The sequence below is a fragment of the Marinobacter sp. DY40_1A1 genome (genome assembly GCF_016597815.1).
Classification (GTDB): Bacteria; Pseudomonadota; Gammaproteobacteria; order Pseudomonadales; family Oleiphilaceae; genus Marinobacter; species Marinobacter xiaoshiensis.
Genome location: NZ_VCHA01000007.1, coordinates 80,913 through 103,820 on the forward strand (window position 1 = coordinate 80,913; position 22,908 = coordinate 103,820).

Here is a 22,908-nt window from a genome sequence, read left to right on the forward strand (position 1 = left end):
CTGCCTGACTTACAAGGTAACAACCCGGTTTAGAGCGCGCACCCTATATTTGAGAGCCTGCCTGATATGACAACCTCAAGAAGCGACCTGTTCCACCAGAGCGGCACTCGTGGAAATTCCCGGCCGAAGGTACCGGCCAAAACCGGCATCACGCAATGCCAGATCCACACAGCTCTTGATCACGTGGGGAGAATCCAGCAGCAGCACGTCTTTCAACAGCTTTACTGCCCACTCCCGACTGACGCTGCGAATGACGGATTTCACTTTTGGCAAGCTGGCTGCGTTCATGGAAAGAGAATCGTAGCCCATAGCCATCAGCAACAGTGCACCACCGGGATCTCCCGCAAGCTCACCGCAGATACCCACTGGCTTGCCAACCGCATGGGCGTCCTGAGCAATTCTTACCAACGCCTGCAAAACCGCGGGGTGATACGAATGGTAGAGTTGAGCAACCCGCGGGTTATTGCGGTCAACTGCCAGCAAGTACTGGGTCAGGTCATTTGAGCCCACCGAGAGAAAGTCCACACGATCGGCCAATTCACGAACCTGGTATACCGCGGCCGGTATTTCCACCATCACACCCACTTTGGGCATGTGAATGTTAAAACCTTCCTCTCGCACCTCGTGATATACCCGGTAAATCAGGTGCAGAGACTCTTCTACCTCAGAAATATTGCTGATCATGGGTAACATGATCTGCAGATTGTTCAGGCCCTCACTTGCTTTGAGCATGGCTCGCACCTGAACCAGAAATATTTCCGGATGGTCCAGAGTTACCCGAATACCGCGCCAACCCAGGAACGGGTTCTCTTCCTCAATCGGGAAATAGGTCAGCGCCTTGTCACCACCGATATCCAGAGTACGCATGGTTACCGGGTTGGGTGCAAAGGCTTCCAGCTGTTCCCGGTAATACTGTCGCTGCTCCTGCTCCGATGGAAAGCGGTCCTTGATCATGAAAGGCACTTCGGTGCGATAAAGCCCTATGCCTTCGGCGCCGTGCGACAAGGAACGCACTACATCGGTCATCAGCCCGGTATTCACCAGCAGGGGCACACGATGGCCATCGGTGGTTATACAGGGTTTATCGCGAAGCGCTTCCAGCCCCCGATCGAGTTCAGCCTCTTCCTCGCAGATGGTTTGAAAAAACGCCCTGAGGTCTGACGACGGAGAAGCAAAAATCTGCCCCTCAAAACCATCAACAATCAGCTCCCGACCATCGAGCTGATTCACCGGAATATCCACAAGCCCCATAACGGTGGGCACACCCATTGCGCGGGCGAGAATGGCCACATGGGAGTTGCTGGAACCTTTGACGGAAACAAGGCCCACCAGCTGGCCCCGGGGCACCTCTCCCAGCATGGCAGGCGTCAGCTCTTCACTGACCAGAACCGTGCGTTCGGGGTAGTTCAGGTCCTTTTGATCGCCCTCCTGCAAGTAGGAAAGCAGACGGCGACCAAGGTCGCGGACATCGACCGCCCTTTCCTGAAGGTAGTGGTCATCCATCATTTCGAAATGACGAACGTAGTGCTGAACCACCTGTTTGAGGGCACCCTGAGCCCAGTTTCCTTCCCGAATACGATTATTAACTTCCCCGGGCAATGCTTCATCGCCCAGCATGCGGAGATATACGTCAAACAGTGCCAACTCTTCCGGACGAAGCCGTGAAGTGAGCCGCTTGGCGACCTGGCCAATGTCTTCGCACACCGATTGCACTGCCGACCGGAACAGCTCCAGTTCCAGCTCAATATCTTCTGCAGGCTTATCGGGAACCACGTCCAGATCAGCTGCGGGGTACACCACAACACCATGACCAATTGCCACTCCGGGCGCGCCCGGAACACCATTGAAGCTGACATCTCGGGTCTCTTCGCCGGTGAGAGAGAGACCGCTGATGGCGCCGGTCGCCTCACTGTGGGCTATAACGCCCGCAAGCTGAGCTGAAACCGTGACCAGAAACGCTTCTTCACCCTCATCAAAGCACCGGGAACTCTCGCGCTGCTGGACTACGAGAACCCCAAGCACACGGCGATGGTGAATAATGGGGACACCGAGGAAGGAGCGGAAACGCTCTTCACCAGTTTCGGGAAAATAACGATAACGGGGGTGGGAAGGTGCATCTTCAAGATTGATTGGTTCTTCCCGGGAACCGACAAGGCCCACCAGGCCTTCTGAGTGCGCAAGGCTCACTTTGCCTACGGCTTTCAGGTACAGGCCTTCGGTGGCCATCAAAATGTAGCGATTGGACACCGGATCCAGCAAGTAGACAGAACAGACCTCGGTGTTCATGGCTTTCTGCACACGCGACACGATAATACCCAACGCTTCCGAGAGATCCCGGGCGCTGTTTACCTCTTGTACAAGACTTCGCAGAATGCTCAGCATGGGTGTGTCAGTCCGTCATTTCGCCTGTTCCTTTAAACGCCGGTTGTGCTCGCTCCGGTGCCACTGCTCCATGTTGTAGAACAGTCTTGGCGCAAGTTCTCTCAGCGCACGTCGGTACACTTCACGCTTGAAGGACACCACCTGACCCAACGGATACCAGTAGCTTACCCACTGCCAGCCATCAAATTCCGGTGAATCCGTACCATCAACGCGCACTTGTGCATCGGGTGATAACATCCTCAGCAGGAACCATTTCTGTTTTTGACCCACGCAGACGGGGTGCGAGTTGTGCCGCACCATCCTTCGGGGAAGACGGTACCTCAGCCAGCCCCGGGTGCAACTGATGATTTCGACATCATTGGCGCCCAGGCCAACTTCCTCTCCGAGCTCCCGGTATAGCGCTTCTTCCGGCGATTCTTCGTGATTTATCCCGCCTTGAGGAAACTGCCAGGAGTCCTGTCCTATTCGCCTCGCCCAGAGAACCTCTCCCCGGTGGTTGGCCAGAATGATTCCGACATTGGGTCTGAAACCGTCTGAATCGATCACGGTACAGTCCTCTTGATAGAGTCGGCAGGCCGGTGAGATATGTACCGGCCGGATTTTTTCCAAGTTGCGCTCATTCTTACAGAATCCCAAGACTTCGGCAAACGCAGCCGCACTCAGGGTACCCGTGGTAACATACCGCTTTTCGCAAGCCCTATGCCTCTGGAGGTAAACGTTTGACGCTCGCAATTTTTGATCTCGACAATACCCTGCTCGCTGGCGACAGCGACCACGCTTGGGGCGAGTTTCTTGTAGAAGAAGGCATCGTTGATGCAGAGACCTATCGCCAAGCTAACGACCGCTTTTATCAGGAATACCTGAATGGCGAAATGGACATCCTGAATTACCTCAGGTTTGCGCTTCAACCTTTGTCAGCACACAACATGAGTGAACTACTGGCGTGGCGAGATGTGTTCATGGACAAGAAAGTGCGCCCCATGCTGCAAGAAAAAGCCAGTGAACTGTTGAACAGCCACCGGGAGCAGGGCCATACGCTGATGATTATCACAGCCACCAACCGGTTTGTGACCGAGCCCATTGCAGCCGTGCTGGGTATTGACCACCTGATCGCCACCGAACCTGAGTTGGTCAATGGACGTTACACCGGTGAAATTGCAGGCGTCCCCAGCTTTCAGGGAGGCAAGGTCACTCGTCTAAACGACTGGCTGAACGCTCACAACAGAAGCCTGGACGGCGCCTGGTTCTACAGCGACTCACACAACGATTTGCCACTGCTGGAAAAGGTGGACAATCCGGTTGCCGTTGACCCGGATCCAAAGCTGGAAGAATTTGCGAGGAACAAAGGCTGGAGTGTTATGACGCTTCGCGACTGAGCCCCGCTAACTGCGCGTTGAGCCCGCCTCCTTGTTTTATTGGAGGGCGGGCTCAACCAGGGGATCACATAAAACCGGTAAGGGATCGTACGAAGCAGGACTTGATGTAGTCGGTCTCTGGAATGCCTGGAATAATCGGGTGGTCCGGCGCCTGATGCCCCTGCTCCAGCAACTGCACGAAGCGATCGATCTTGCGGCCACTGCCGCGAATGATATCTACCAGCTTTTCCTGCGAGAGATGCATGGAACACGAAGCAGAAACAAGAATTCCGTCCCGCTCCAGCAGCCTCAGCCCAAGCTGATTCAACCGCGCATAGGCCTGCTCGCCAGCTTTCTGATCCCGACGGCGGGGAATAAGCGCGGGCGGGTCCAGCACAACGATATCGTACTTTTCCTTCTCTTCCGCCAGCGCTTTCAACGCATCAAACGCATCGCCTTCGATGGTTTCAACATTATCAAGGCCATTCAGCTTGGCGTTGTGATGTACCGAATCAATAGCACCAGAAGAACTGTCCACACAGGTAACCTGGGCGGCACCGGCGCATGCCGCCTGAATACCCCAACCGCCTACATAACTGAACACATCCAGCACCCGTTTACCCGGCGCGTAGGCCTGCAGGCGCAGACGATTCATACGGTGATCGTAAAACCAACCGGTTTTTTGACCGCCCTCCAGGGGCACTTCGAAGCGCACGCCGTTTTCTTCCACTTCAAGCAGTGTCGCTTCCGGGCCATGGGCCTGCTCAACGTATGAGTTCAGCCCTTCAACGCTGCGCATCTTGCCATCGTTTTTCAGGATGATGGCTTTCGGGTGCGCCAACCGCTGAACCGCACGGACTATAGATTCTTTCATCAGCTCCATGCCAGCGGTGGATATCTGGACGACAACCGTATCGCCAAAGCGATCGATAACCAGCCCGGACAGGCCGTCGCTGTCGCCGAATACCCAGCGGTAGAAGGGCTTATCAAACAACCTGTCCCGCAATGCCAGCGCTGTTTCCATGCGCTGAGTCAATCGGTTCGGGGTCATACCTTGTGCCGCGTCCCGGCTGATGAGTCGGCCGCAAATAAGAGCATGAGGATTTACGAAAATCACACCGAGAGGTTTGTCGTTGGACGCACGCAGCTCAGCCTGGGTGCCGGCTTCAAACTGTGTCAGTGGTGATCTCTGGATGTCGACTTCGTTGCTGTAAACCCACAGGTGGCCAGCCCGAAGCCTGCGCTCCGCGCCTTTGCGTAGATATAAAACCGGGAAATTCATTGCTGCCACCTTGGGGGAAGAAAATCAGGGCGGGATTATACATTAACTGCGGTCTACGACACATGAGCTGGGGGCGCAGTCGGGGCGCAGCTCCCAAAACACGCTGTGAATACGTCCGTGTACGCTTGGCTCCGCCATCCATGGCTCCGCACAGTTTTGGGAGCTGCGCCCCGACTGCTTCGACACTGGAGGTGCCTATAACTGCTTTCGAACCAGTGCCAATAATTACTCGGCGGCCGCTACATGCTCGGCGTAGGCATCTGCATCCATCAGTCCATCAAGCTCACTTTTATCAGCAAGCTTTACCTTGAACATCCAGCCATCGCCGTACGGATCTTCGTTGACCTTCTCTGGCTCGTCTTCAAGGCTTTCGTTAACTTCAAGAACCTCACCTGTTACCGGGCTGAACACATCGGATGCGGACTTCACAGATTCGGCCACGCCAGCTTCTTCGCCGCCGGTGACTGTTTCGCCAACTTCCGGAACACCGATATAAACCACGTCACCCAGTTGCTCTTGGGCGAAGTCGGTTATGCCAACGGTTGCAGTGCCGTCAGCGTGTACGCGCACCCACTGGTGGGTGTCGATGTATTTGAGATCAGAAGGTGTTTCACTCATAAGGGTAATTCCTGACAAAAATTTTGGGCAGTGTAACCGAAACCTTAGCGCCAGCGAACCTCTCGTGCCAGCTTCATGAAGGAATCGAGATATTGCACGCCCACATCTCGCTCGCGGCAGCCCAGGAATATCTGTTTGGATATGCCTTCTTTGCCCAGTTTTACCGGAACAATGCCCAGCCGGTCGCTGTATTCCGTGACCAGCCATCGGGGTAGCGCCGCTACGCCACGGCCGGCGGCGACCATTTGCAGCATGATGTCTGTGGTCTCGATGGTTTTGTGGCGTGCGGGGCGCATGTTTGCGGGCACCAGTATGTGGTTGAAAACATCCAGCCGCTCTATCGCCACGGGATAGGTAATCAAGGTTTCCGATTCCAGATCCACCGCTTCTGCCCAAGGCTTGCCTGCCAGGCGGTGGGTAGCGGCAACCACCAGCACCTGCTCGTAATCAAACACAGGCTCAAACACTAACCCCGGCCTGTGCAGCGGGTCGGGAGTGACCAGCATGTCGATGTCGTGGCCAAAAAGAGCGCCAATACCACCGAATTGGAATTTCTGCTTTACGTCTACATCCACCGACGGCCACTGTTCAAGGTAAGGGCCAACAACTTTTAGCAGCCATTGATAGCAGGGATGGCACTCCATTCCGATACGCAGGGTGCCCGCCTGCCCTCTGGCGAACTGGCCGATGAGCATTTCCGCATGCTCAAATTGAGGTAACAGGCGATTAGCCAGTGCCAACAAGTGGCTGCCGGCTTGGGTCAATCGAAGTTGCCTGCCTTCTCGCAGCCAAAGCGGGGTTCCCAGCTGCTGCTCCAGTTTGCGTACGGAGTGGCTAAGCGCGGACTGGGTAAGGTGAAGGCGGCTGGCGGCTGCCGTCAGGGAGCCTTCTGTTTCAACAGCTCGAAGAACTTCCAGATGGTTACGTTCAATCATTCGGCAATCCATGAATGGAATTAATGGAACCCTGAAATAATACCATTATTTTTCATTGACCCGGAACGCTAATCTGGCAACTCCTATCAACGCCTCACTAAACACAGAATCAGGAGTTTCAGATGACCATTACGCACAACCTCGGCTATCCGCGCATCGGCGCGCGCCGGGAACTTAAATTCGCCTTGGAAGCACTTTGGAATGGCACCTCCTCCGAACAGGCGCTGCAGGAAACCGCCGCCGGGTTGCGTTCGCAAAACTGGCAAGAGCAGGCAGGTCTTTCCCTGGCGCCCGTAGGCGATTTTTCGCTTTACGATCAGGTGCTGGACATGAGCGCGACACTTGGCAATTTGCCGGAGCGGGCAAGCGCCCATGAAGGTTCACCGCTGGACGAGTATTTTCGTGTGGCCCGGGGCCGCTCCCCAAGCGACAGTGCCTGCTGCAGCGTCCATGCGGGCGAAATGACCAAGTGGTTTGATACCAACTATCACTACATAGTGCCGGAGTTCAGTGCCGATACGAATTTCAGCCTGAACGCTGATCGCATACTGGTGCAACTGGCGGAAGCCCGCGCTCAGGGTGTAAACACCAAGCCTGTCATCATCGGCCCGGTTACCTATCTATGGTTGGGAAAAGCCAAAGATGAATCTGATCGCTTGAAACTGCTCGACAAGCTGCTGCCGGTCTACACCGAGTTACTGGCGAAGCTCGCGGATGCGGGTGCTGAATGGGTGCAGATTGATGAGCCGGCACTGGTTACCGAGCTGGATGCCGACTGGAAGCATGCTTTCATTCTCGCGTACCACGAACTGAAAACCGCTCCGGTAAAACTGCTGTTGGCCACTTATTTTGGCGAGCTAAGGGAAAACCTGCAACTTGCCTGCGAACTGCCTGTGGCAGGCATTCACTTGGACGCTATCAGCGCACAAAACGAAGTTGCGCGACTGGCCGACTGGCTGCCAGCTCATAAGGTGCTGTCCCTCGGTGTTATCAACGGCCGAAACATCTGGAAAACCGACCTGAATGCTACTCTGGATCTTCTGGAGCCGCTGAAGGAAAAGCTGGGCGAGCGTCTTTGGCTGGCGCCTTCCTGCTCTCTTCTGCATGTACCGGTTGATCTGGAAAGTGAAACCACGCTGGATGCCGAAGTGCGCAACTGGCTGGCTTTTGCCCGGCAGAAACTGCAGGAGTTAAACACTCTGGCGAAGGCTCTTGATGAAGGTCGAGAAGCCGTAGCCAAAGAACTGGCCGCCAATCAGAACGCCATCGAGAGTCGCCGCCAGTCCTCAAGAGTACACAACCCCGCGGTTGCGGAAGCCCTGTCAGCCATTACGCCTGAGCATGGCCAGCGCAAGAGCCCGTTCAGCACACGGTCCAAGCTGCAGCAGGAACGATTCAAGCTACCCGCCTATCCGACGACCACCATTGGTTCCTTCCCGCAAACGCCGGAAATACGCGCGGTTCGCAAGGAGTTCCGCCAGGGCAACCTGAGCCAGCAGGACTACACCGCGCGGATTCATGAAGAAATTGCTTACTGTGTTGAGCAACAGGAAGCGCTAGGCCTGGACGTGCTGGTGCACGGCGAAGCTGAACGCAACGACATGGTGGAGTATTTTGGCGAACAGCTGGAAGGCTACGTGTTCAGCCGGTTTGGCTGGGTGCAGTCCTATGGCTCACGATGCGTGAAACCACCCATCCTGTTTGGTGACATCACCCGCCCCAATGCCATGACCCTAGACTGGACCAAATACGCCCAGTCCCTGACCGACAAGCCCATGAAAGGCATGCTCACCGGCCCGGTTACCATTTTGAACTGGTCGTTCGTGCGGGATGACCAGCCACGCAAGGACACCTGCCTGCAGTTAGCGCTGGCCGTACGTGAAGAAGTTCAGGATCTGGAAAAAGCCGGGGTAGGGATTATCCAGATTGATGAAGCCGCCTTGCGTGAAGGCTTGCCACTGCGCCAGTCAGACTGGAATACCTATCTGGAGTGGGCTATCGAAGCCTTCCGCATCAGTGCTAATGGCGTGCAGGATGACACTCAGATTCATACTCACATGTGCTACTCGGAGTTCAACGATATCATCGGGGCCATTGCCCGCATGGATGCCGACGTGATCACCATCGAAACATCACGCTCTGCCATGGAGCTGCTGGATGCGTTCAAGGGCTTTGAGTATCCCAACGACATAGGGCCAGGGGTTTACGACATCCACTCCCCGAACATTCCGCGAGTGGCACAAGTAACCGATTTGATGAGCAAAGCCGCAGAGAGGATTCCGGCAGAGCGTTTGTGGGTCAACCCGGATTGCGGCCTGAAAACCCGCCGCTGGGAGGAAGTCATACCTGCTCTGGAAGCAATGGTGGCAGCAGCACGAGAGCTTCGCGGACAAAACGCAGAAAGTGACGTTGCAGAGCAGGAGCTGGCAGAAGCGGCTCAGTAACCGGTGCTGTTCTGATCCAGCTCAAACTCGAAACTCCGGGCCCGGCAGACCTCCGTAGTGAAGTCGCCGGAAGCCTGGAGCTCAAACCAACGATACCCGGGCGCCAGGTCATCTACAGAGAACTTGCGTGAGCCGGAGGTAAATTGAATGCAGGTGGACGGCGTAGCCAACAAGTGCACGCCGTTTCTTTGCTGCTCAAAGGTCTGGTGAATGTGGCCCCACAACACAATTTTTACTTGCGGGAACCTGTCAATCAACTGCCAGAACTCTTCACGGTTTCTCAGCCCAATATCGGCCATCCAATCGGTATCAATATCAACGGGGTGATGGTGCAGGGTTACAAGGGTCGGCACATCCGGATTCTGCTCCAGCATCTGTACTAAAAAACCCAACTCGGATTCCGCGAGCTCCCCATGCACTTTACCCGGTACGGACGAATCCAGAAGAATAAACTGCCAGCCGCCCTGCACAAGGTGACGACGGTTTGCGCCGTAGCGAGCGGCAACTTCTTTCAGGGAGGGAACCTTGTCGTGATTACCGGCAATCCAGGCTGATGCACAGTTAAAAGCAGTAAAACTCTCGCCTAGCGCACAATAAGCTTCTTCCGATCCATCCTGAGCAAGATCGCCAGTGGCAAGAATCAGATCCGGCTGCCCGTGCGAAGCAAGCACTTCAGCTATGACTGCATTGAGGCTGTCGCGGGTATTAACACCAAGCAGCGCGCCATCAGCACTGGCCATAAGGTGTGGATCCGTTAGCTGCAGTACCCGAAGTGGCCGGGCGGTTTCCTTTGAGGTCATGATGCTATTGGTCTGTTTGCTGCCGTCAATGAGTAACAGATTTACGGGCTACCACGTTACACAGGCTCCCATGATCTGAGGGCAAGTGTACGTTGTAAGCTACCGAATTTATCACTTGCTATTGGAACCGATGTCACATTCTGGCCTAACGCAGGCAAAATATTGCGCGATTTGCCAACTCTATTCGCCTTTCACAGCACCTGATTTACTGGCAGCCAGGCGCAAAAACTCTTAGTCGACACCCTGCCGGGTCGTCCATGCCGCATGTTCAAGAGGCAGGTGGCCGAATCTCAGACAGTATTCCAGCCAGTCGGCCAGGAACCCATTAACCTGCGTCTTTTCATCCGGGTGGTGCATAAAACGGTTAGGATAATCGTTGACCGGCGCAATCTGCGTGTCGCGATAACAACTTATGACCTCTGCCATAACTGCATCGTGGTATACACGCACGGTCATCTGCGGATTGTTAAGCCAGCGACCACTATTGTGTATTTGTTCGAGCAAGAGGGTTTCGGTATATCGGGCGGTTTGCAGCACCTTGATTCGAACCCGGCCCAAATATTCGCTTTCCCGGTGCAACTCAATGTCGCAGACGGGCTGATCACCTGCTCTCAGTTGGCGTAATCTTTCAATGCGGTGGTAGTTACCCTCACACAGGGCTCCAAGCTGCCGCAGGTCGGGCACGTAGCGCTTGGGTTTCATTGCCCATTCATTCATGGCTACCACCCTGCCCGCAGTCTGGCACGATTGATCTGCAGCCATTGTATGGCAATGATTGCTGCTGCATTGTTGATGCGGCCGTCGCTGATCATCGCTATGGCTTCGTCTGCTGAAACCACATGGGCACGGATGTCTTCGCTTTCCTCTTCCAGTCCGAACAGGCCGCCTGCGGATTCGGTGCTGACTTTGCCGCAATACAGGTACACCATTTCTGTAGTGCCACCTGGCGACACCAGGTAATCACAGATTTTTTCGAGTTTGCTGAAGCTGAGGCCGGCTTCTTCTTCAGCCTCTCTTTGGGCGACTTCTTCGCTGCTCTCGCCTTCTTCGTTCATTCCAGCGACCAGTTCCAGCAACCAGGGGGATTGGTCTCGCCCCAAAGCGCCCAGGCGGAATTGTTCCAGCAGTACCACTTCGTCCCGTTCGGGGTCGTAGGGAAGCACGCAGGTGGCATCGCCACGAATGAAAAGCTCGCGGGTAAACTGCGGCATGTTCCGGCCATCAAAGCGCGGGTGAGTCAGGCACAGCTTGTCCATGCGAAAGAAGCCCTGGAAGACGATTTCGCGTTTTTCAACTTTGACATCACTGGCTTTGAACTGGAACGGCTTGGTCATGCTTTACTCTGTTTTGAAATCGGTTTTGCACGATAGCCGGTTGGTGTTGTTTATTGCAAGCCTGCTTGGGTGGGGCTGGTTGTGGCAAGGACGGCTTTCCAAAACACGCTGTAGATACATCCATGTACGCTTGGCTCCGCCATCCATGGCTCCGCACAGTTTTGGAAAGCCGTCCTTGCCACAACCGATTCAACTTTGTGCTGTCCGCTTTTAAACACAAAACGGGATCAGCATCCGTAAGTTATTTTACGCTCTATTCTCCTTGGCAAATTCTGCGCTTACTCCGAACTCACATGCCTGAAAAACTATGCTCAGACTTTGTCGTAAAGCTTACTCCCGGATTCCACGAACTCCCGGGATTTCTCTTTCATGCCAGCATCCACTGCTGAAATCTCATCAATTCCATGTTCAGCCGCATAATCGCGAACTTCCTGAGAGATTTTCATGGAGCAGAATTTCGGGCCGCACATGGAGCAGAAGTGTGCCACTTTGGCGGATTCCTTGGGCAGGGTTTCGTCATGGAAGGCGCGGGCTGTGTCCGGGTCCAAACCGAGGTTGAACTGGTCTTCCCAGCGGAATTCGAACCGGGCTTTGGATAGGGCGTTGTCGCGGATTTGCGCGCCCGGATGGCCTTTTGCCAGATCCGCGGCGTGGGCGGCGATTTTGTAGGTGATGATGCCGGTTTTTACGTCGTCTTTATTTGGTAAACCCAAGTGCTCTTTGGGGGTGACGTAGCAGAGCATGGCACAGCCAAACCAGCCGATCATGGCAGCGCCTATGCCGGAGGTTATGTGGTCGTAGCCAGGGGCAATGTCGGTGACCAATGGCCCGAGGGTATAAAAGGGCGCTTCGTCACAGCACTCCAACTGCTTGTCCATGTTCTCTTTTACCAGGTGCATGGGTACGTGGCCGGGGCCTTCGATCATGCATTGTACGTCGTGCTTCCAGGCGATTTTGGTGAGTTCGCCCAGGGTTTCCAGTTCGCCGAACTGGGCTGCGTCGTTGGCGTCGGCTATGGAGCCGGGGCGCAGGCCGTCGCCGAGGCTGAAGGAGACATCGTAGGCTTTCATGATTTCGCAGATGTCTTCGAAGTGTTCGTACAGGAAGCTTTCCTTGTGATGGGCCAGGCACCATTTGGCCATGATGGAGCCGCCACGGGAGACAATGCCGGTGGTGCGTTTGGCGGTCATGGGAACGTGATGCAAACGCACACCTGCGTGGATGGTGAAGTAGTCCACGCCCTGCTCTGCTTGCTCAATCAATGTATCCCGGAAGATTTCCCAGGTGAGGTCTTCAGCCACGCCGCCTACTTTTTCCAGCGCCTGATAGATGGGCACTGTGCCGACCGGCACCGGTGAGTTGCGGATCAGCCATTCGCGGGTTTCGTGAATGTTCTTGCCGGTGGAAAGGTCCATGATGGTATCGGAACCCCAGCGGATGCCCCAGGTGAGTTTCTCTACTTCTTCTTCAATAGACGAGGTAACCGCTGAGTTGCCGATGTTGCCGTTGATTTTCACCAGGAAATTTCGGCCGATAATCATGGGCTCGGATTCAGGGTGGTTAATGTTCGCGGGGATGATGGCCCTGCCCCGGGCAACTTCGCTGCGCACAAATTCGGGGGTAATTTCCTTTGGGATGCTGGCGCCGAACGATTGGCCGGGGTGCTGATCATCGGCCAAGCCTTGCTCACGAGCTTCCTGCAGCTTCATGTTTTCCCGTATGGCGATGAATTCCATCTCCGGCGTAATGATGCCTTTGCGGGCGTAGTGCATCTGGGTAACGTTTTTATTGCCCAGCGCCCTCAGCGGCTTGCGCTCATCCATAAAACGGAGCGGGTCCAGCTGCGGATCTTTCATTCTGCGACGGGTGTATTCCGAGGTGTAGCCTGCCAAGGGAGCCGTATCTTCACGCTCCGCTATCCAGGCCGCGCGGATGGCGGGAAGGCCTTTGCGCAGATCGATGGTGGCTTCAGGGTCTGTGTATATGCCGGAGGTGTCGTACACCACAACCGGTGGGTTTTTCTCGCCACCCATTTCTGTGGGTGTGTCCTGCACGGTGATTTCCCGCATAGGCACCCGCAGGTCGGAACGGCTACCCTGCACGTATACTTTGCGCGACCCCGGCAAGGGCTGTATCGCGGCGGAATCGACGCGGGCGGAATCACTGAGGTAGGTAGGCAGATCTGTCATCATTCGCTCCCGGAATATTACTTTGGAATTCGGGTCGCGCATGACGGAGAGAGCCCCTACCCACGTGGTTCTCGGGTAGCACTGGCTCTTCGATAGCTTGGTCTCAATCCCTACGCCGGTATTATCCGGATCAGGTCGCGGGTTCTGCGATGCAATCTCAGCCGACTATCTGAACAAGTCAAACAGCCAGCACCCCGTCAAGACGCGAGTCTTTAATCTGTAGCACTCAAAGTGAGTGTTGTTTGCAAGTGTAGAGCTGAGCGCAATTATTGTCCATAATGGGAAGATTGTTTCAGTCGGCTTGCTTAACCATGCCATTACTGATGTTGCCTCCATGTCATCGCGGGCAATCCGGTATCCTTTTTCAGCGCCCCCAACTGGGCGCCGGCGCGCACATGTACTCAGGAGTAATAATGAAGAAACGATTGCTTTCCGGACTTATTGGCCTCTTGGCGGCTCAGCCTGCCCTTTCCCTGGACCTGGTTGAGACCTATGAGAAAGCACTCTCTTACGACTCCGGGATCGCGGCTGCTCAAGCCAGATTCGAATCCCAGCAGGCGGCCAGTGATATAAGCAAGAGTACCCTGCTGCCCCAGATTGGAGCCTATGCGCAAGGAAATCATACGGATTTTGACGCCAAAAACGGCGTGGGGGACAGCTACAAATCTCTTAACTACGGTGTGCGTCTCACCCAACCGGTATTCCGAGCAGACAACTGGTTTCGTTATGATTCCAGCAAATTCCAAACCGCAGCAGCCCAAGCTCAATACAATCTGGCACAGCAGCAGCTGATTCTGGATGTTGCCACTGCCTATTTCAACGTATTGCGGGCGCAAGACACTGTTACAACCGCAAGAGCAGGCGAAGCCGCCATTCGCCGGCAATACGAACAGGCACAAGAGCGTTTTGATGTTGGCCTGATAGCTATCACAGAAGTTTATGAAGCGCGCGCCAGCTACGACGATGCCAGAAGTATCCGGATTGCAGCAGAAAACCAGACGAACATCGCCCGGGAGCAACTGGCCCGGTTTACAGGCGAATATTCTGAAGACCTGCAAAACTTGCGTCAGAGCTTCCCTCTGGGTCAACCAGAACCGCAAGACCCATCCGCATGGGAAATGACGGCTCTTGAACAGAACTGGGCAATACAAGCTGCTATGTCAGTACTGGATTCAAGCGAATCCAATTTAGACGTCGCAAAATCTGGCCATATGCCAACGCTAGATCTGATCGCCTCCTACGGAAAAAATGAACTCGATGGCAACAAGCTTCCGCAACAGGAAGGGACCCAAGGTGTTATCGGCCTTGAGCTGAATATACCGTTATATATGGGCGGCGGAACTCAAGCTGGTGTTAGACAGCAGCGTTCGCTGGTTACAGTAGCTCAGGAGGATCTGAACACGACCCGCCGCGATGTAAGAGTGAGCACGCGCAGCCTGTACCTGACTGTAAACAACAACGTAGAGACTGCATCCGCCCTGGAGCAAACGATTATTTCCCGCCGCAGCGCACTGGACGCGACCCGCGCGGGGTATGACGTGGGCACCCGCAACATCGTTGAGGTACTGGATGCAGAGCGCGCTTACTACGTGGCTCTTAATGATTACGCCAATGCTCGCTACGACTATGTTACGAATACCCTCCGGTTAAAGCAGGCTGCCGGCACCCTTAGCCCTAGAGATCTTATTGAATTGAACAATTGGCTTAGCGCCAGTGCACCGGGAATTGAGGCTCTGGCCAACGACAAACAGACCCTGAAAGACCCGACTCGCTAGTTTGCGAGGCTAAAATCCGGATGAAAGCGCGGTGGGGAGCACATTCCTCCCCACCCAACGTTTACTGCCCCCCCCCTACACCAACCCAACTCAAACCCACTCGATAATTCCGTCAACCACCCTATCCAGCGCACCCTTGTTCTTATTGACCACCGACAATGCACGTTGCCCCCTGGCTTGACGCTCCTCAACATCAGTGAACAGGGCGAGCAGCTGTCGAAACACCTCATCTCCATCCCTGACCATGGTTACGCCACCATCATCAAGCAACCGATCATAGATAGTTTCAAAATTGAATACGTTGTGCCCAGAAATAACAGGAATTCCCCAGCCCGCCGGCTCCAGAGGATTGTGACCGCCACGCTCTATCAACGAGCCGCCCACAAAAGCCACATCACTGGCTCCGTAGAGCATCATCAGCTCGCCCATGGTGTCGCCCAGGTATACCTGCGCGCTGGAGGGGTCGTCACCTGAAGAGCGCCGCGCCAGAGAGAATTCCTGTCGGCCAATGAGTTCCGCTACTGACTCAAACCGCTCCGGGTGGCGGGGCACAATAATCAACAGCGCATCGGGCTGATGCTGCAACAACTGCTTATGTGCCGCCAGCAACTGGGCGTCTTCGCCTTCATGGGTACTTCCGGCAATCCACACGGGGCGATCTGAAAGGCTGCTCTTTAGCTGCCCTGACGCCGCGCGCACTGAGTCAGGTATATCCACATCAAATTTGACGCTGCCTGTAACCGCAACTTTGGACGCGGCGACACCTATTCTTCGAAAGCGCTCTGCATCTTTTTCAGCTTGGGCTGCAACCCAGCTGATGCTGCGCACAATCGGTGCTACCAGTCGCTTTACACGTTCATAGCCCAGCGCTGAGCGCTCCGACAGCCGGGCGTTGATAAGAAAAACAGGGACCCCGCGAGACCGGCTCTGGCGAATCATGTTCGGCCATATCTCCGTTTCCATAATCACCAGTATTCTGGGGTTAACACGGTTCAGAAACCGGCGAATGGCACCGGGGGTGTCATAAGGTGCGTATGCATACTGAACCTGGTCCCCAAACATTTTCATGGCCTGCGTCTGACCTGTGTCTGTCATGGCGGTTAACAGGATTGTTATATCGGGATTGCGGGCGAGCAGCCGTCGCACCATAGGCGCAGCGGCAATGGTTTCGCCTACCGACACAGCATGAACCCAGACAACAGTGCCGCTGGCATGGGGAACAAAACCCAACCGCTGCCGCCAGTTGATGCGCAGCTCAGGCGCTTGACGGCCCTGCCACCACAACCGGATAAGAATAAACGGCAGTGCCAATCGTATAAGCTGTGAATAGATAAATTGAAGCACGCAGGACTCTCCCCAAAACAGTGCGGTATCATATCGCAAAGCCTGACCAGTTGCTTCCGACTGACACTGCCGGGCAACATAGCCATAGCCGCAACCCACTGAGCTAGCAGGACAGATTTCAAGTGAAGAAGAAACACCGTAAACAGGCGCGCAATACAGACTACGCAGCCTATCGCCACCCGCGTTGGTGGCCAACCTGGATCGGAATTGCTGTTATGTGGTGTGCAGCCCAGCTTCCCATCCGTTTTCAGTGGTGGCTTGGCAAATGCATTGGGCTTCTGGCGTGGCGCTTTGTCAAGAGGCGGCGCCATATCACCGAGGTTAATATACGCCTGTGTTTTCCTGAACTGACGCAGGCGCAGCAAGGTGCACTGGTTCGTAACAGTTTTATCGCAAACGGAATAGGCCTCATGGAGCTGGGTATAGCCTGGTTCCGGAATCCGGCAAAGCTTACGGGTATAACAGAGGTTCATGGCAAGGAGCATCTGGACAATGCGCTGGCCGAAGGTAAGGGTGTATTGTTGCTGGGCGGCCACTACAGCACTCTGGACCTTGGAGGCAGCCTGGTTACCGAGTACATTGAGGCAGATGTGATGCAGAGGGATCACAACAACCCACTGATGAACGCCGTTATGACCCGGGCAAGGGAACGTCGCTACGAGACAGTCCTGGGCGCCCGGGATCTTCGTGGGCTATTCCGCAGCCTGAAAAAGAATCGGACTGTGTGGTACGCCACAGACCAGGATTATGGCCGCAAAGATATTGTTTTCGCGCCGTTCTTTGGTATACCAACTGGTACTATCACAGCCACATCTCGTATAGCTGCACGCAGCCAGTGTAAAGTGGTTCCATTCAGCCATTTTCGACGGCAGGACAAGCCTGGCTATGACATATACTTTCACCCGCCGCTGGACCCCTTCCCAAGCGGCGACGACATGCAGGATGCGACGGCAATCAATCAGATTATTGAGCGCGAGATCCGGCGCGCACCCGATCAGTATCTCTGGATGCACCGCCGCTTCAAAACGCGGCCAGATATAAACGACCCAGGTTTTTATGGCGGCAAATAGCACGTCGGCGGCACCTGTAATATGGCTGCTCACAGACAACAAGCCCGGGCACCGAAATCAACTAAAGGGGCTTGGCAACCGACTACGGGTGAAAGCCGGGGCCAGTCTGTACTGGATCGACGCTCCCGACACACGCACACCCTTGTGGCGAGCGCTGCTGGCAATACCGCCCGGGCTGGGCAGATCGCTCCCCCACCCGGACCTGATCATTGCTGCAGGTGCGGGCACCCACAAACTGCTGCTTTCTTTGCGACGGCTCAAGAATGCCAAAACTCTGGTCATCATGAAGCCCGGATTCCCGCGCAACTGGATCGACGGCGCTATAATTCCCGCCCATGACGGCATTGCTCAAAACCGGGACACACTGATTACTGACGGTGTTATCAACACGGTCACACCCCTGGCCAGAATTACGGATAAACCCGAAGCCCTTTTGTTACTCGGTGGCCCATCACCCCAATACGACTGGGACGATGACGTGGTTTTCGGGCAGGTCACTCATCTGATCGGAGAGTATCCTGAATGGCGCTGGACCATCAGCAGCTCAAGACGAACGCCTGGAGCTCTCAGGGAACGACTAAATGAGCTGGCCGGCCTCAAGATTACCGTGGCAGACCCTGACAGGACCCATGAAGACTGGTTAAGCCACAGTGTAGCGGCATCCCGGGCTATCTGGGTAACCCCTGACAGCATGTCCATGGTATGTGAAGCTGCCACATCCGGGGTACCAACCGGGTTGTTCCAACTCCCCGAGCGTTCCGGAAGCCGTGTAGCCAGCGGCGTGCAACAATTGGTTGAGGCTGGCCATGTAGCGCGCTGGAGTGATCATGCAACCGTGATGGGCGGTAAAACTGGTCAGGAAAAACCTCTCTGGGAGGCTGACCGGGCGGCTCTATGGGTGATTAAACGCTGGCTGACACCTGCCAGCGAAAAGCAGAAAAGAGTAAAAGGGATGACTCCTTGAGAATTCTCCAGGCACTACCGGCTCTATACAGTGGCGGTGTAGAACGGGGAACCGTCGAGTTTGCGGCGGATCTTGTTCGCCACAACTGCGAATCCTGGGTTGTATCAAACGGCGGGCCTCTGGTGAAACGTCTTGAAGAGCAAGGCACAACCCACATCAGAATGCCCATTCATCGCAAGTCACCTGCATCCTTTGGGCAAATTCGCCCCATGCGTAACCTGATTCGGAAGCTTCAGCCAGACATTATTCACGTACGCTCACGCATGCCCGCCTGGATCGTGCGCCTTGCGTGTAAGGGGCTGCCTGCGAGCCAGCAGCCAGCCATTGTGTCGACTTTCCACGGCATGTATTCCGTAAACCCGTACAGCGCCATCATGGCAAAATCCGATCACGTGATCGCAGTATCAAACTGTGTACGCAACTACATCACCCACAACTACCAGGTTCCCGAGCAAAAGCTCACTGTGATACAGCGCGGAGTGGATGTGGATTACTTTCAGCAACAGACACTGAGTGAAACATGGCGACAATCTCTGTTTACCCAATTCCCACAACTTGAGAACAAACATATTCTCATGATGCCCGGGCGCATTTCCCGGTGGAAAGGCCAGCTGCAGTTTCTTGAGGCTATGGCTGAAATCACCCGCGAAAAACCAGACTGCCACGGCATCATTGTTGGCGGTGCAGAACCCGGGAAAGAGCGCTTCCTGCAGGAACTGGAACGACATCGCACAAAGCTCGGGCTTACTGACAAAGTCAGCTTCCTTGGGCAGCGGGATGATATGGCGGAGCTATATCTGCTTGCCGACCTGGTCTGTCATATGTCGACAAAGCCCGAACCCTTCGGCCGCACTGTTACCGAAGCACTTTCCTCCGGCACGCCCGTGGTTGCGTTTAACCGTGGTGGTGCAGCTGAAACGCTGCAGGCATGCTTTCGCGACGGGCTTGTAACCCCTGATAACATTCAGGAGTTTGCCCAGGTAGCTATCAGATTGCTCGGTGACAACGCCCCGCACATTGAGATTCCATACCGGTTTCGGCTGCAGGCGCAAACAGAGTCGACACTGGAGGTTTACCGGAAGGTTCTTGGCAAAGCCGCTTCCACCTTTTGAAAATTATCTGGCAGATACATGTGTCAGGCTAGCGTCACTGCGGGCCCTTGGCCTGGTTTTTATGTTCAGCCCCACCTTCCAGCTCCGCCAGCATTTGCATCTCCTTTGCCTTGGCCAGCCTCATAAAGTTTCTGTTCGCGGCGGTAATCGCAACACTTAATCCAAACCATCCATTTCGGAATTGCCCACGAACCAGGTAATACTTAAGGAACTTGAGTGGGAACTCTGCAAACAGCCGCGCACTTGGAATTTTCCGGCCTTTTGCAACCAAAAACCGCGCCTGTTCCGATGAAAGCTGGCTGTATTTTTTCTCAATCTGCTCTAATGAAACGAGCGTTCGGTGAAGAACATCTCCTTTCAATTCAAGCACCTTGCCCACCTTAACCTGCGGGCGATCGTTATTGCTATCCTTCTCAGCCTCTATCGCTGCTCTGGTTCGGTTGTATAAACGAAGAATCTTCTTACTTCTTTCGTATCTGAACGGGTGGCCTTGCATAGGTGGGGACAGCACCCAGCGCATCTTGAACCCTGCAACATCATCCGGAATCGGCTTTTCAAACAAGCCCCGAATGTTCGCCACTAACTCATCAGACAATACTTCATCGGCATCCAGATCAAGCACCCAGTCGTTGCGACAAAGGCTTGCAGCATAGGCCTTCTGGCTGGCAAACCCCTCCCAATCGTTGTGCACAAACCGGGCCCCTGAAGATTCCACAATTTCTCTGGTTTTATCAGTACTTCCAGAGTCCACAACTAGTATTTCATCAGCCCAACCCATCACTTTTGCCAGTGACTCCGGGAGCCGCAACTCCTCGTTCTGAGTAATATAGTAAACAGACAACGGTAGTTTCATCATGATTCCTGGCATTAAAGCGGCCGACTAAAGCCATTGACCGGTCATTATTACGGTATCAATATGGTAAAGTATTTCGCTTCAGGTTGACGCTTTTCTATAGCTTCACAAACTCAAGCCCGGAGCAAACCCATGATTCATCCCGTCATTATGGCTGGCGGTACCGGCTCGCGACTTTGGCCGTTGTCACGACAGCTGAACCCGAAGCAGTTTCTCAAGCTGACCGACAGCCCACTCTCGATGCTGCAATCGACCGTGGCCCGGCTTGACGGCATGGACACACAAAACCCGCTCCTGATTTGCAACGAAGAGCATCGCTTTCTGGCTGCAGAACAAATGCGGCAGTCCGGCCACGAAGATAGCTGTATTATCCTTGAGCCTTGTGGTCGCAATACCGCGCCTGCCATTGCCCTGGCGGCGCTTCAATTGTGCGAAAGCGCCGGGAGCGAAGACCCTCTGATGTTGGTACTTGCTGCCGACCACCTGATTACAGACGTCGAAGCTTTCCAGGATGGTGTGAAAAAGGCTGTGCCTTTGGCAAAAAAAGGCAAACTTGTGACATTTGGCATCATCCCGCACCAACCTGAAACCGGATACGGCTATATCCATCGCAGTACCGAGTTGGCGACTGACTGTTACTCCGTTGACGGTTTTGTGGAAAAGCCCGATCTTGAGACCGCAAAAACCTATCTTGAATCTGGAGAATACCTCTGGAACAGTGGCATGTTTCTGTTTGGCGCCAAGCAATACCTGGCAGAACTGGAGCTGCACCGCCCTGACATTTTATCAGCCTGTCGCGCTGCGATGGCTGATACCAGCGAAGATCTTCACTTTGTTCGGGTAAGCCCGGAACTTTTTGCAAACTGCCCCTCTGAATCTGTTGACTATGCAGTCATGGAAAAAACGAACCATGCTGTGGTTGTTTCTTTGGACGCCGGATGGAGTGACATAGGCTCCTGGTCAGCGCTGTGGGATGTCAGTGAAAAAGACGCCAATGGCAACAGCCTCAGCGGCGATGTAATCGCCCACCAAACCAGCAACACTCTGGTTCGCGCAGACAGCCGGCTGGTAGCGGCAATTGGCGTTGATGATCTTGTCATTATTGAGACCAACGATGCCATTCTTATTGCTCACAAAGACAAAGTACAGGACGTAAAAGCGGTGGTTGAGCAGATCCGAAACGATGGCCGACATGAGCACATGAATCACCGCGAGGTTTACCGTCCCTGGGGTGTATACGACTCCATAGACAGCGGGCCGCGTTACCAGGTAAAGCGGATCACAGTAAAGCCCGGCGCGAAGCTATCGGTTCAAATGCACCATCATCGCGCTGAGCACTGGATTGTTGTCAGCGGGACAGCACGCGTAACAAACGGTGAAAAAACATACCTCGTGACTGAAAACCAGTCCACTTACATACCGATAGGACAGGTACACTCATTGGAAAACCCGGGAGTTATCAATCTGGAGTTGATTGAGGTGCAGTCGGGTTCTTATCTTGGTGAGGATGATATCGTCAGGTACGAAGACCGGTATGGCAGAAAATGAATAAGCTGAAATATCTTTTTGTTGCAGGTCTCCTGCGCATCGCCGGCAAGCTTTCTCTGGCAAGCGCCCAACGGATTGGCAAGTTTATCGGCTTGCTTATGTGGAAGTTGCAGCTCAAGACTCGTGAAGTTACGGAGATAAACCTCTCAATTTGTCTCCCGGAGCTCTCGCCAACAGAGCGAGCAGACCTTGCGAAGGAATCACTGATCAGCACAGGCATGACGATGCTGGAAATTCCTTTGATGTGGGAGTGGCCGGTTGAAAAATGCCTTGATCTGGTTCGTGAAACAGAAGGCCTCGAGCTGATTGACGAGGCAATGGCTGACGGTAGCGGCCTGATCCTTCTCGCCCCGCACCTTGGCAGCTGGGAGTTAGCGGGACTGTTTTTCTCATCCCGTTACAAAATGGCTGCTCTATATAGCCCGCCCAACATGCCGGAATTCGAGGACTACATGATCCGTGTACGCGGCCGGCTTGGCTCCGAACTCGTGCGAGGCGACAGGCGGGGTCTTGTAAGGCTGGGAACGATTCTCCGGGAGGGCGGTGTGGCGGGCATCCTTCCGGACCAATCCCCGCGTGGCAAAGGTAATGCCTTTGCCCCATTTTTTGGTATGGAAGTCAAAACCATGACTCTGGTCTCCAAGCTTATGCAACGAACCGGAGCCAAGGTTTTGATCACCTACGCCGAACGGTTAGAAAACGCACAGGGCTTCCGGATTGTAGTACGCAAAACCGAACCGGGCCTCGACAGCAAGGATTCCGTGGCAGCAACAACCGCCCTGAACCAGTCAGTTGAACAGTGTATTCGGGATATTCCCGGGCAGTATCAATGGGAATACAAACGCATGCGGCACCGGCCACCAGGTGAAATCAACCCCTATAATCCGGACCGGGTGTGCTGAC

19 protein-coding genes and 1 riboswitch are annotated in these 22,908 nt (G+C 54.6%); of the genes, 8 read left to right on the forward strand and 11 right to left on the reverse strand.

The window, feature by feature from the left end; all coding sequences use genetic code 11:
* Positions 1-75: 75 nt before the first annotated feature.
* Together ptsP and FFI61_RS16450 are read right to left on the reverse strand one after the other, a co-directional pair.
* Positions 76-2,382 (reverse strand): phosphoenolpyruvate--protein phosphotransferase, encoded by a 2,307-nt coding sequence (ptsP, locus tag FFI61_RS16445; protein ID WP_200204858.1) that lies wholly within the window; start codon positions 2,380-2,382, stop codon positions 76-78.
* 15 nt (positions 2,383-2,397) lie between these two features.
* Positions 2,398-2,928: an RNA pyrophosphohydrolase gene (locus FFI61_RS16450; RefSeq protein WP_200204859.1), complete on the reverse strand. Its 531-nt coding sequence runs from the start codon at positions 2,926-2,928 to the stop codon at positions 2,398-2,400.
* Positions 2,929-3,101: 173 nt separating this feature from the next.
* Here FFI61_RS16450 and FFI61_RS16455 point away from each other — a divergent pair, with 173 nt between their 5' ends.
* Entirely contained in the window at positions 3,102-3,758 is a 657-nt protein-coding gene (locus FFI61_RS16455) for an HAD family hydrolase (protein ID WP_200371773.1), read from the forward strand.
* A gap of 64 nt (positions 3,759-3,822) precedes the next feature.
* Here FFI61_RS16455 and FFI61_RS16460 read toward each other — a convergent pair whose 3' ends face one another.
* From FFI61_RS16460 to FFI61_RS16470, 3 genes are all read right to left on the reverse strand, one after another.
* The gene (locus FFI61_RS16460) at positions 3,823-5,019 is read right to left on the reverse strand and encodes a class I SAM-dependent rRNA methyltransferase (RefSeq protein WP_200371774.1); all 1,197 of its coding nucleotides are present in this window, start codon (positions 5,017-5,019) and stop codon (positions 3,823-3,825) included.
* 225 nt (positions 5,020-5,244) lie between these two features.
* Positions 5,245-5,637, reverse strand: coding sequence for a glycine cleavage system protein GcvH (gene gcvH / locus FFI61_RS16465; protein WP_200371775.1), 393 nt, complete (start codon positions 5,635-5,637; stop codon positions 5,245-5,247).
* 44 nt (positions 5,638-5,681) lie between these two features.
* A complete protein-coding gene (locus tag FFI61_RS16470) occupies positions 5,682-6,572 on the reverse strand; it encodes a LysR family transcriptional regulator (RefSeq protein WP_200204863.1) in 891 nt (296 codons plus the stop codon).
* A 122-nt stretch (positions 6,573-6,694) separates the two neighbouring features.
* Between FFI61_RS16470 and metE the strand changes: the two genes are divergently transcribed.
* Positions 6,695-9,016 carry a 5-methyltetrahydropteroyltriglutamate--homocysteine S-methyltransferase gene (gene metE / locus FFI61_RS16475; RefSeq protein WP_200371776.1) on the forward strand — a complete coding sequence of 774 codons (2,322 nt, stop codon included), beginning with the start codon at positions 6,695-6,697 and terminating at the stop codon, positions 9,014-9,016.
* Here metE and cpdA read toward each other — a convergent pair.
* The 4 genes from cpdA to thiC all read right to left on the reverse strand — a co-directional run bounded on the left by cpdA (position 9,010) and on the right by thiC (position 13,339).
* A complete protein-coding gene (gene cpdA / locus FFI61_RS16480) occupies positions 9,010-9,816 on the reverse strand; it encodes a 3',5'-cyclic-AMP phosphodiesterase (protein WP_200204865.1) in 807 nt (268 codons plus the stop codon). The genes metE and cpdA overlap by 7 nt on opposite strands.
* A 231-nt stretch (positions 9,817-10,047) precedes the next feature.
* Positions 10,048-10,533 carry a DUF1249 domain-containing protein gene (locus FFI61_RS16485; RefSeq protein ID WP_200204866.1) on the reverse strand — a complete coding sequence of 162 codons (486 nt, stop codon included), beginning with the start codon at positions 10,531-10,533 and terminating at the stop codon, positions 10,048-10,050.
* A 2-nt stretch (positions 10,534-10,535) separates the two neighbouring features.
* Positions 10,536-11,150 (reverse strand): NUDIX domain-containing protein, encoded by a 615-nt coding sequence (locus FFI61_RS16490; protein ID WP_200204867.1) that lies wholly within the window; start codon positions 11,148-11,150, stop codon positions 10,536-10,538.
* Between the two features lie 311 nt (positions 11,151-11,461).
* Complete coding sequence (gene thiC, locus FFI61_RS16495; protein ID WP_200371777.1) at positions 11,462-13,339, reverse strand: phosphomethylpyrimidine synthase ThiC; 1,878 nt, start codon at positions 13,337-13,339, stop codon at positions 11,462-11,464.
* Positions 13,340-13,429: 90 nt separating this feature from the next.
* Positions 13,430-13,546, reverse strand: a riboswitch (TPP riboswitch).
* Positions 13,547-13,752: 206 nt separating this feature from the next.
* Between thiC and FFI61_RS16500 the strand changes: the two genes are divergently transcribed.
* A complete protein-coding gene (locus tag FFI61_RS16500) occupies positions 13,753-15,114 on the forward strand; it encodes a TolC family outer membrane protein (protein WP_200371778.1) in 1,362 nt (453 codons plus the stop codon).
* Between the two features lie 90 nt (positions 15,115-15,204).
* Here FFI61_RS16500 and waaA read toward each other — a convergent pair whose 3' ends face one another.
* The gene (waaA, locus tag FFI61_RS16505) at positions 15,205-16,458 is read right to left on the reverse strand and encodes a lipid IV(A) 3-deoxy-D-manno-octulosonic acid transferase (protein WP_200371779.1); all 1,254 of its coding nucleotides are present in this window, start codon (positions 16,456-16,458) and stop codon (positions 15,205-15,207) included.
* 122 nt (positions 16,459-16,580) lie between these two features.
* Here waaA and lpxL point away from each other — a divergent pair, with 122 nt between their 5' ends.
* Genes lpxL through FFI61_RS16520 form a run of 3 tightly spaced genes read left to right on the forward strand, consistent with a single transcriptional unit; the run spans position 16,581 to position 19,604 of the window.
* On the forward strand, positions 16,581-17,528 hold the full coding sequence (gene lpxL / locus FFI61_RS16510; RefSeq protein WP_200371780.1) for an LpxL/LpxP family Kdo(2)-lipid IV(A) lauroyl/palmitoleoyl acyltransferase: 948 nt from the start codon (positions 16,581-16,583) through the stop codon (positions 17,526-17,528).
* A complete protein-coding gene (locus tag FFI61_RS16515; protein ID WP_200371781.1) occupies positions 17,515-18,492 on the forward strand; it encodes a mitochondrial fission ELM1 family protein in 978 nt (325 codons plus the stop codon). The genes lpxL and FFI61_RS16515 overlap by 14 nt, the downstream gene beginning before the upstream one ends.
* Positions 18,489-19,604, forward strand: coding sequence for a glycosyltransferase family 4 protein (locus FFI61_RS16520; RefSeq protein ID WP_200371782.1), 1,116 nt, complete (start codon positions 18,489-18,491; stop codon positions 19,602-19,604). The genes FFI61_RS16515 and FFI61_RS16520 overlap by 4 nt, the downstream gene beginning before the upstream one ends.
* A 34-nt stretch (positions 19,605-19,638) precedes the next feature.
* On the opposite strand, the gene FFI61_RS16525 is transcribed toward FFI61_RS16520, so the two are convergent.
* Positions 19,639-20,457 carry a glycosyltransferase family 2 protein gene (locus FFI61_RS16525; RefSeq protein ID WP_200371783.1) on the reverse strand — a complete coding sequence of 273 codons (819 nt, stop codon included), beginning with the start codon at positions 20,455-20,457 and terminating at the stop codon, positions 19,639-19,641.
* 132 nt (positions 20,458-20,589) lie between these two features.
* Between FFI61_RS16525 and FFI61_RS16530 the strand changes: the two genes are divergently transcribed.
* Positions 20,590-22,005, forward strand: a complete 1,416-nt coding sequence (locus tag FFI61_RS16530; RefSeq protein WP_200371784.1) for a mannose-1-phosphate guanylyltransferase/mannose-6-phosphate isomerase — start codon at positions 20,590-20,592, stop codon at positions 22,003-22,005.
* Positions 22,002-22,907 (forward strand): lysophospholipid acyltransferase family protein, encoded by a 906-nt coding sequence (locus tag FFI61_RS16535; RefSeq protein ID WP_200371785.1) that lies wholly within the window; start codon positions 22,002-22,004, stop codon positions 22,905-22,907. Before FFI61_RS16530 ends, FFI61_RS16535 begins: the two co-directional genes overlap by 4 nt.
* The last annotated feature ends 1 nt before the right edge of the window (position 22,908 follow it).

Bases quoted from the DNA above. Each gene is read 5' to 3' on its own strand.
- FFI61_RS16515 (WP_200371781.1), top strand. From the start codon at position 17,515: ATGGCGGCAAATAGCACGTCGGCGGCACCTGTAATATGGCTGCTCACA.
- FFI61_RS16460 (WP_200371774.1), bottom strand. From the start codon at position 5,019: ATGAATTTCCCGGTTTTATATCTACGCAAAGGCGCGGAGCGCAGGCTT.
- metE (WP_200371776.1), top strand. From the start codon at position 6,695: ATGACCATTACGCACAACCTCGGCTATCCGCGCATCGGCGCGCGCCGG.
- FFI61_RS16530 (WP_200371784.1), top strand. From the start codon at position 20,590: ATGATTCATCCCGTCATTATGGCTGGCGGTACCGGCTCGCGACTTTGG.
- FFI61_RS16535 (WP_200371785.1), top strand. From the start codon at position 22,002: ATGAATAAGCTGAAATATCTTTTTGTTGCAGGTCTCCTGCGCATCGCC.
- FFI61_RS16525 (WP_200371783.1), bottom strand. From the start codon at position 20,457: ATGAAACTACCGTTGTCTGTTTACTATATTACTCAGAACGAGGAGTTG.
- FFI61_RS16490 (WP_200204867.1), bottom strand. From the start codon at position 11,150: ATGACCAAGCCGTTCCAGTTCAAAGCCAGTGATGTCAAAGTTGAAAAA.
- ptsP (WP_200204858.1), bottom strand. From the start codon at position 2,382: ATGCTGAGCATTCTGCGAAGTCTTGTACAAGAGGTAAACAGCGCCCGG.
- thiC (WP_200371777.1), bottom strand. From the start codon at position 13,339: ATGACAGATCTGCCTACCTACCTCAGTGATTCCGCCCGCGTCGATTCC.
- cpdA (WP_200204865.1), bottom strand. From the start codon at position 9,816: ATGACCTCAAAGGAAACCGCCCGGCCACTTCGGGTACTGCAGCTAACG.
- FFI61_RS16485 (WP_200204866.1), bottom strand. From the start codon at position 10,533: ATGAATGAATGGGCAATGAAACCCAAGCGCTACGTGCCCGACCTGCGG.
- gcvH (WP_200371775.1), bottom strand. From the start codon at position 5,637: ATGAGTGAAACACCTTCTGATCTCAAATACATCGACACCCACCAGTGG.
- FFI61_RS16470 (WP_200204863.1), bottom strand. From the start codon at position 6,572: ATGATTGAACGTAACCATCTGGAAGTTCTTCGAGCTGTTGAAACAGAA.
- FFI61_RS16500 (WP_200371778.1), top strand. From the start codon at position 13,753: ATGAAGAAACGATTGCTTTCCGGACTTATTGGCCTCTTGGCGGCTCAG.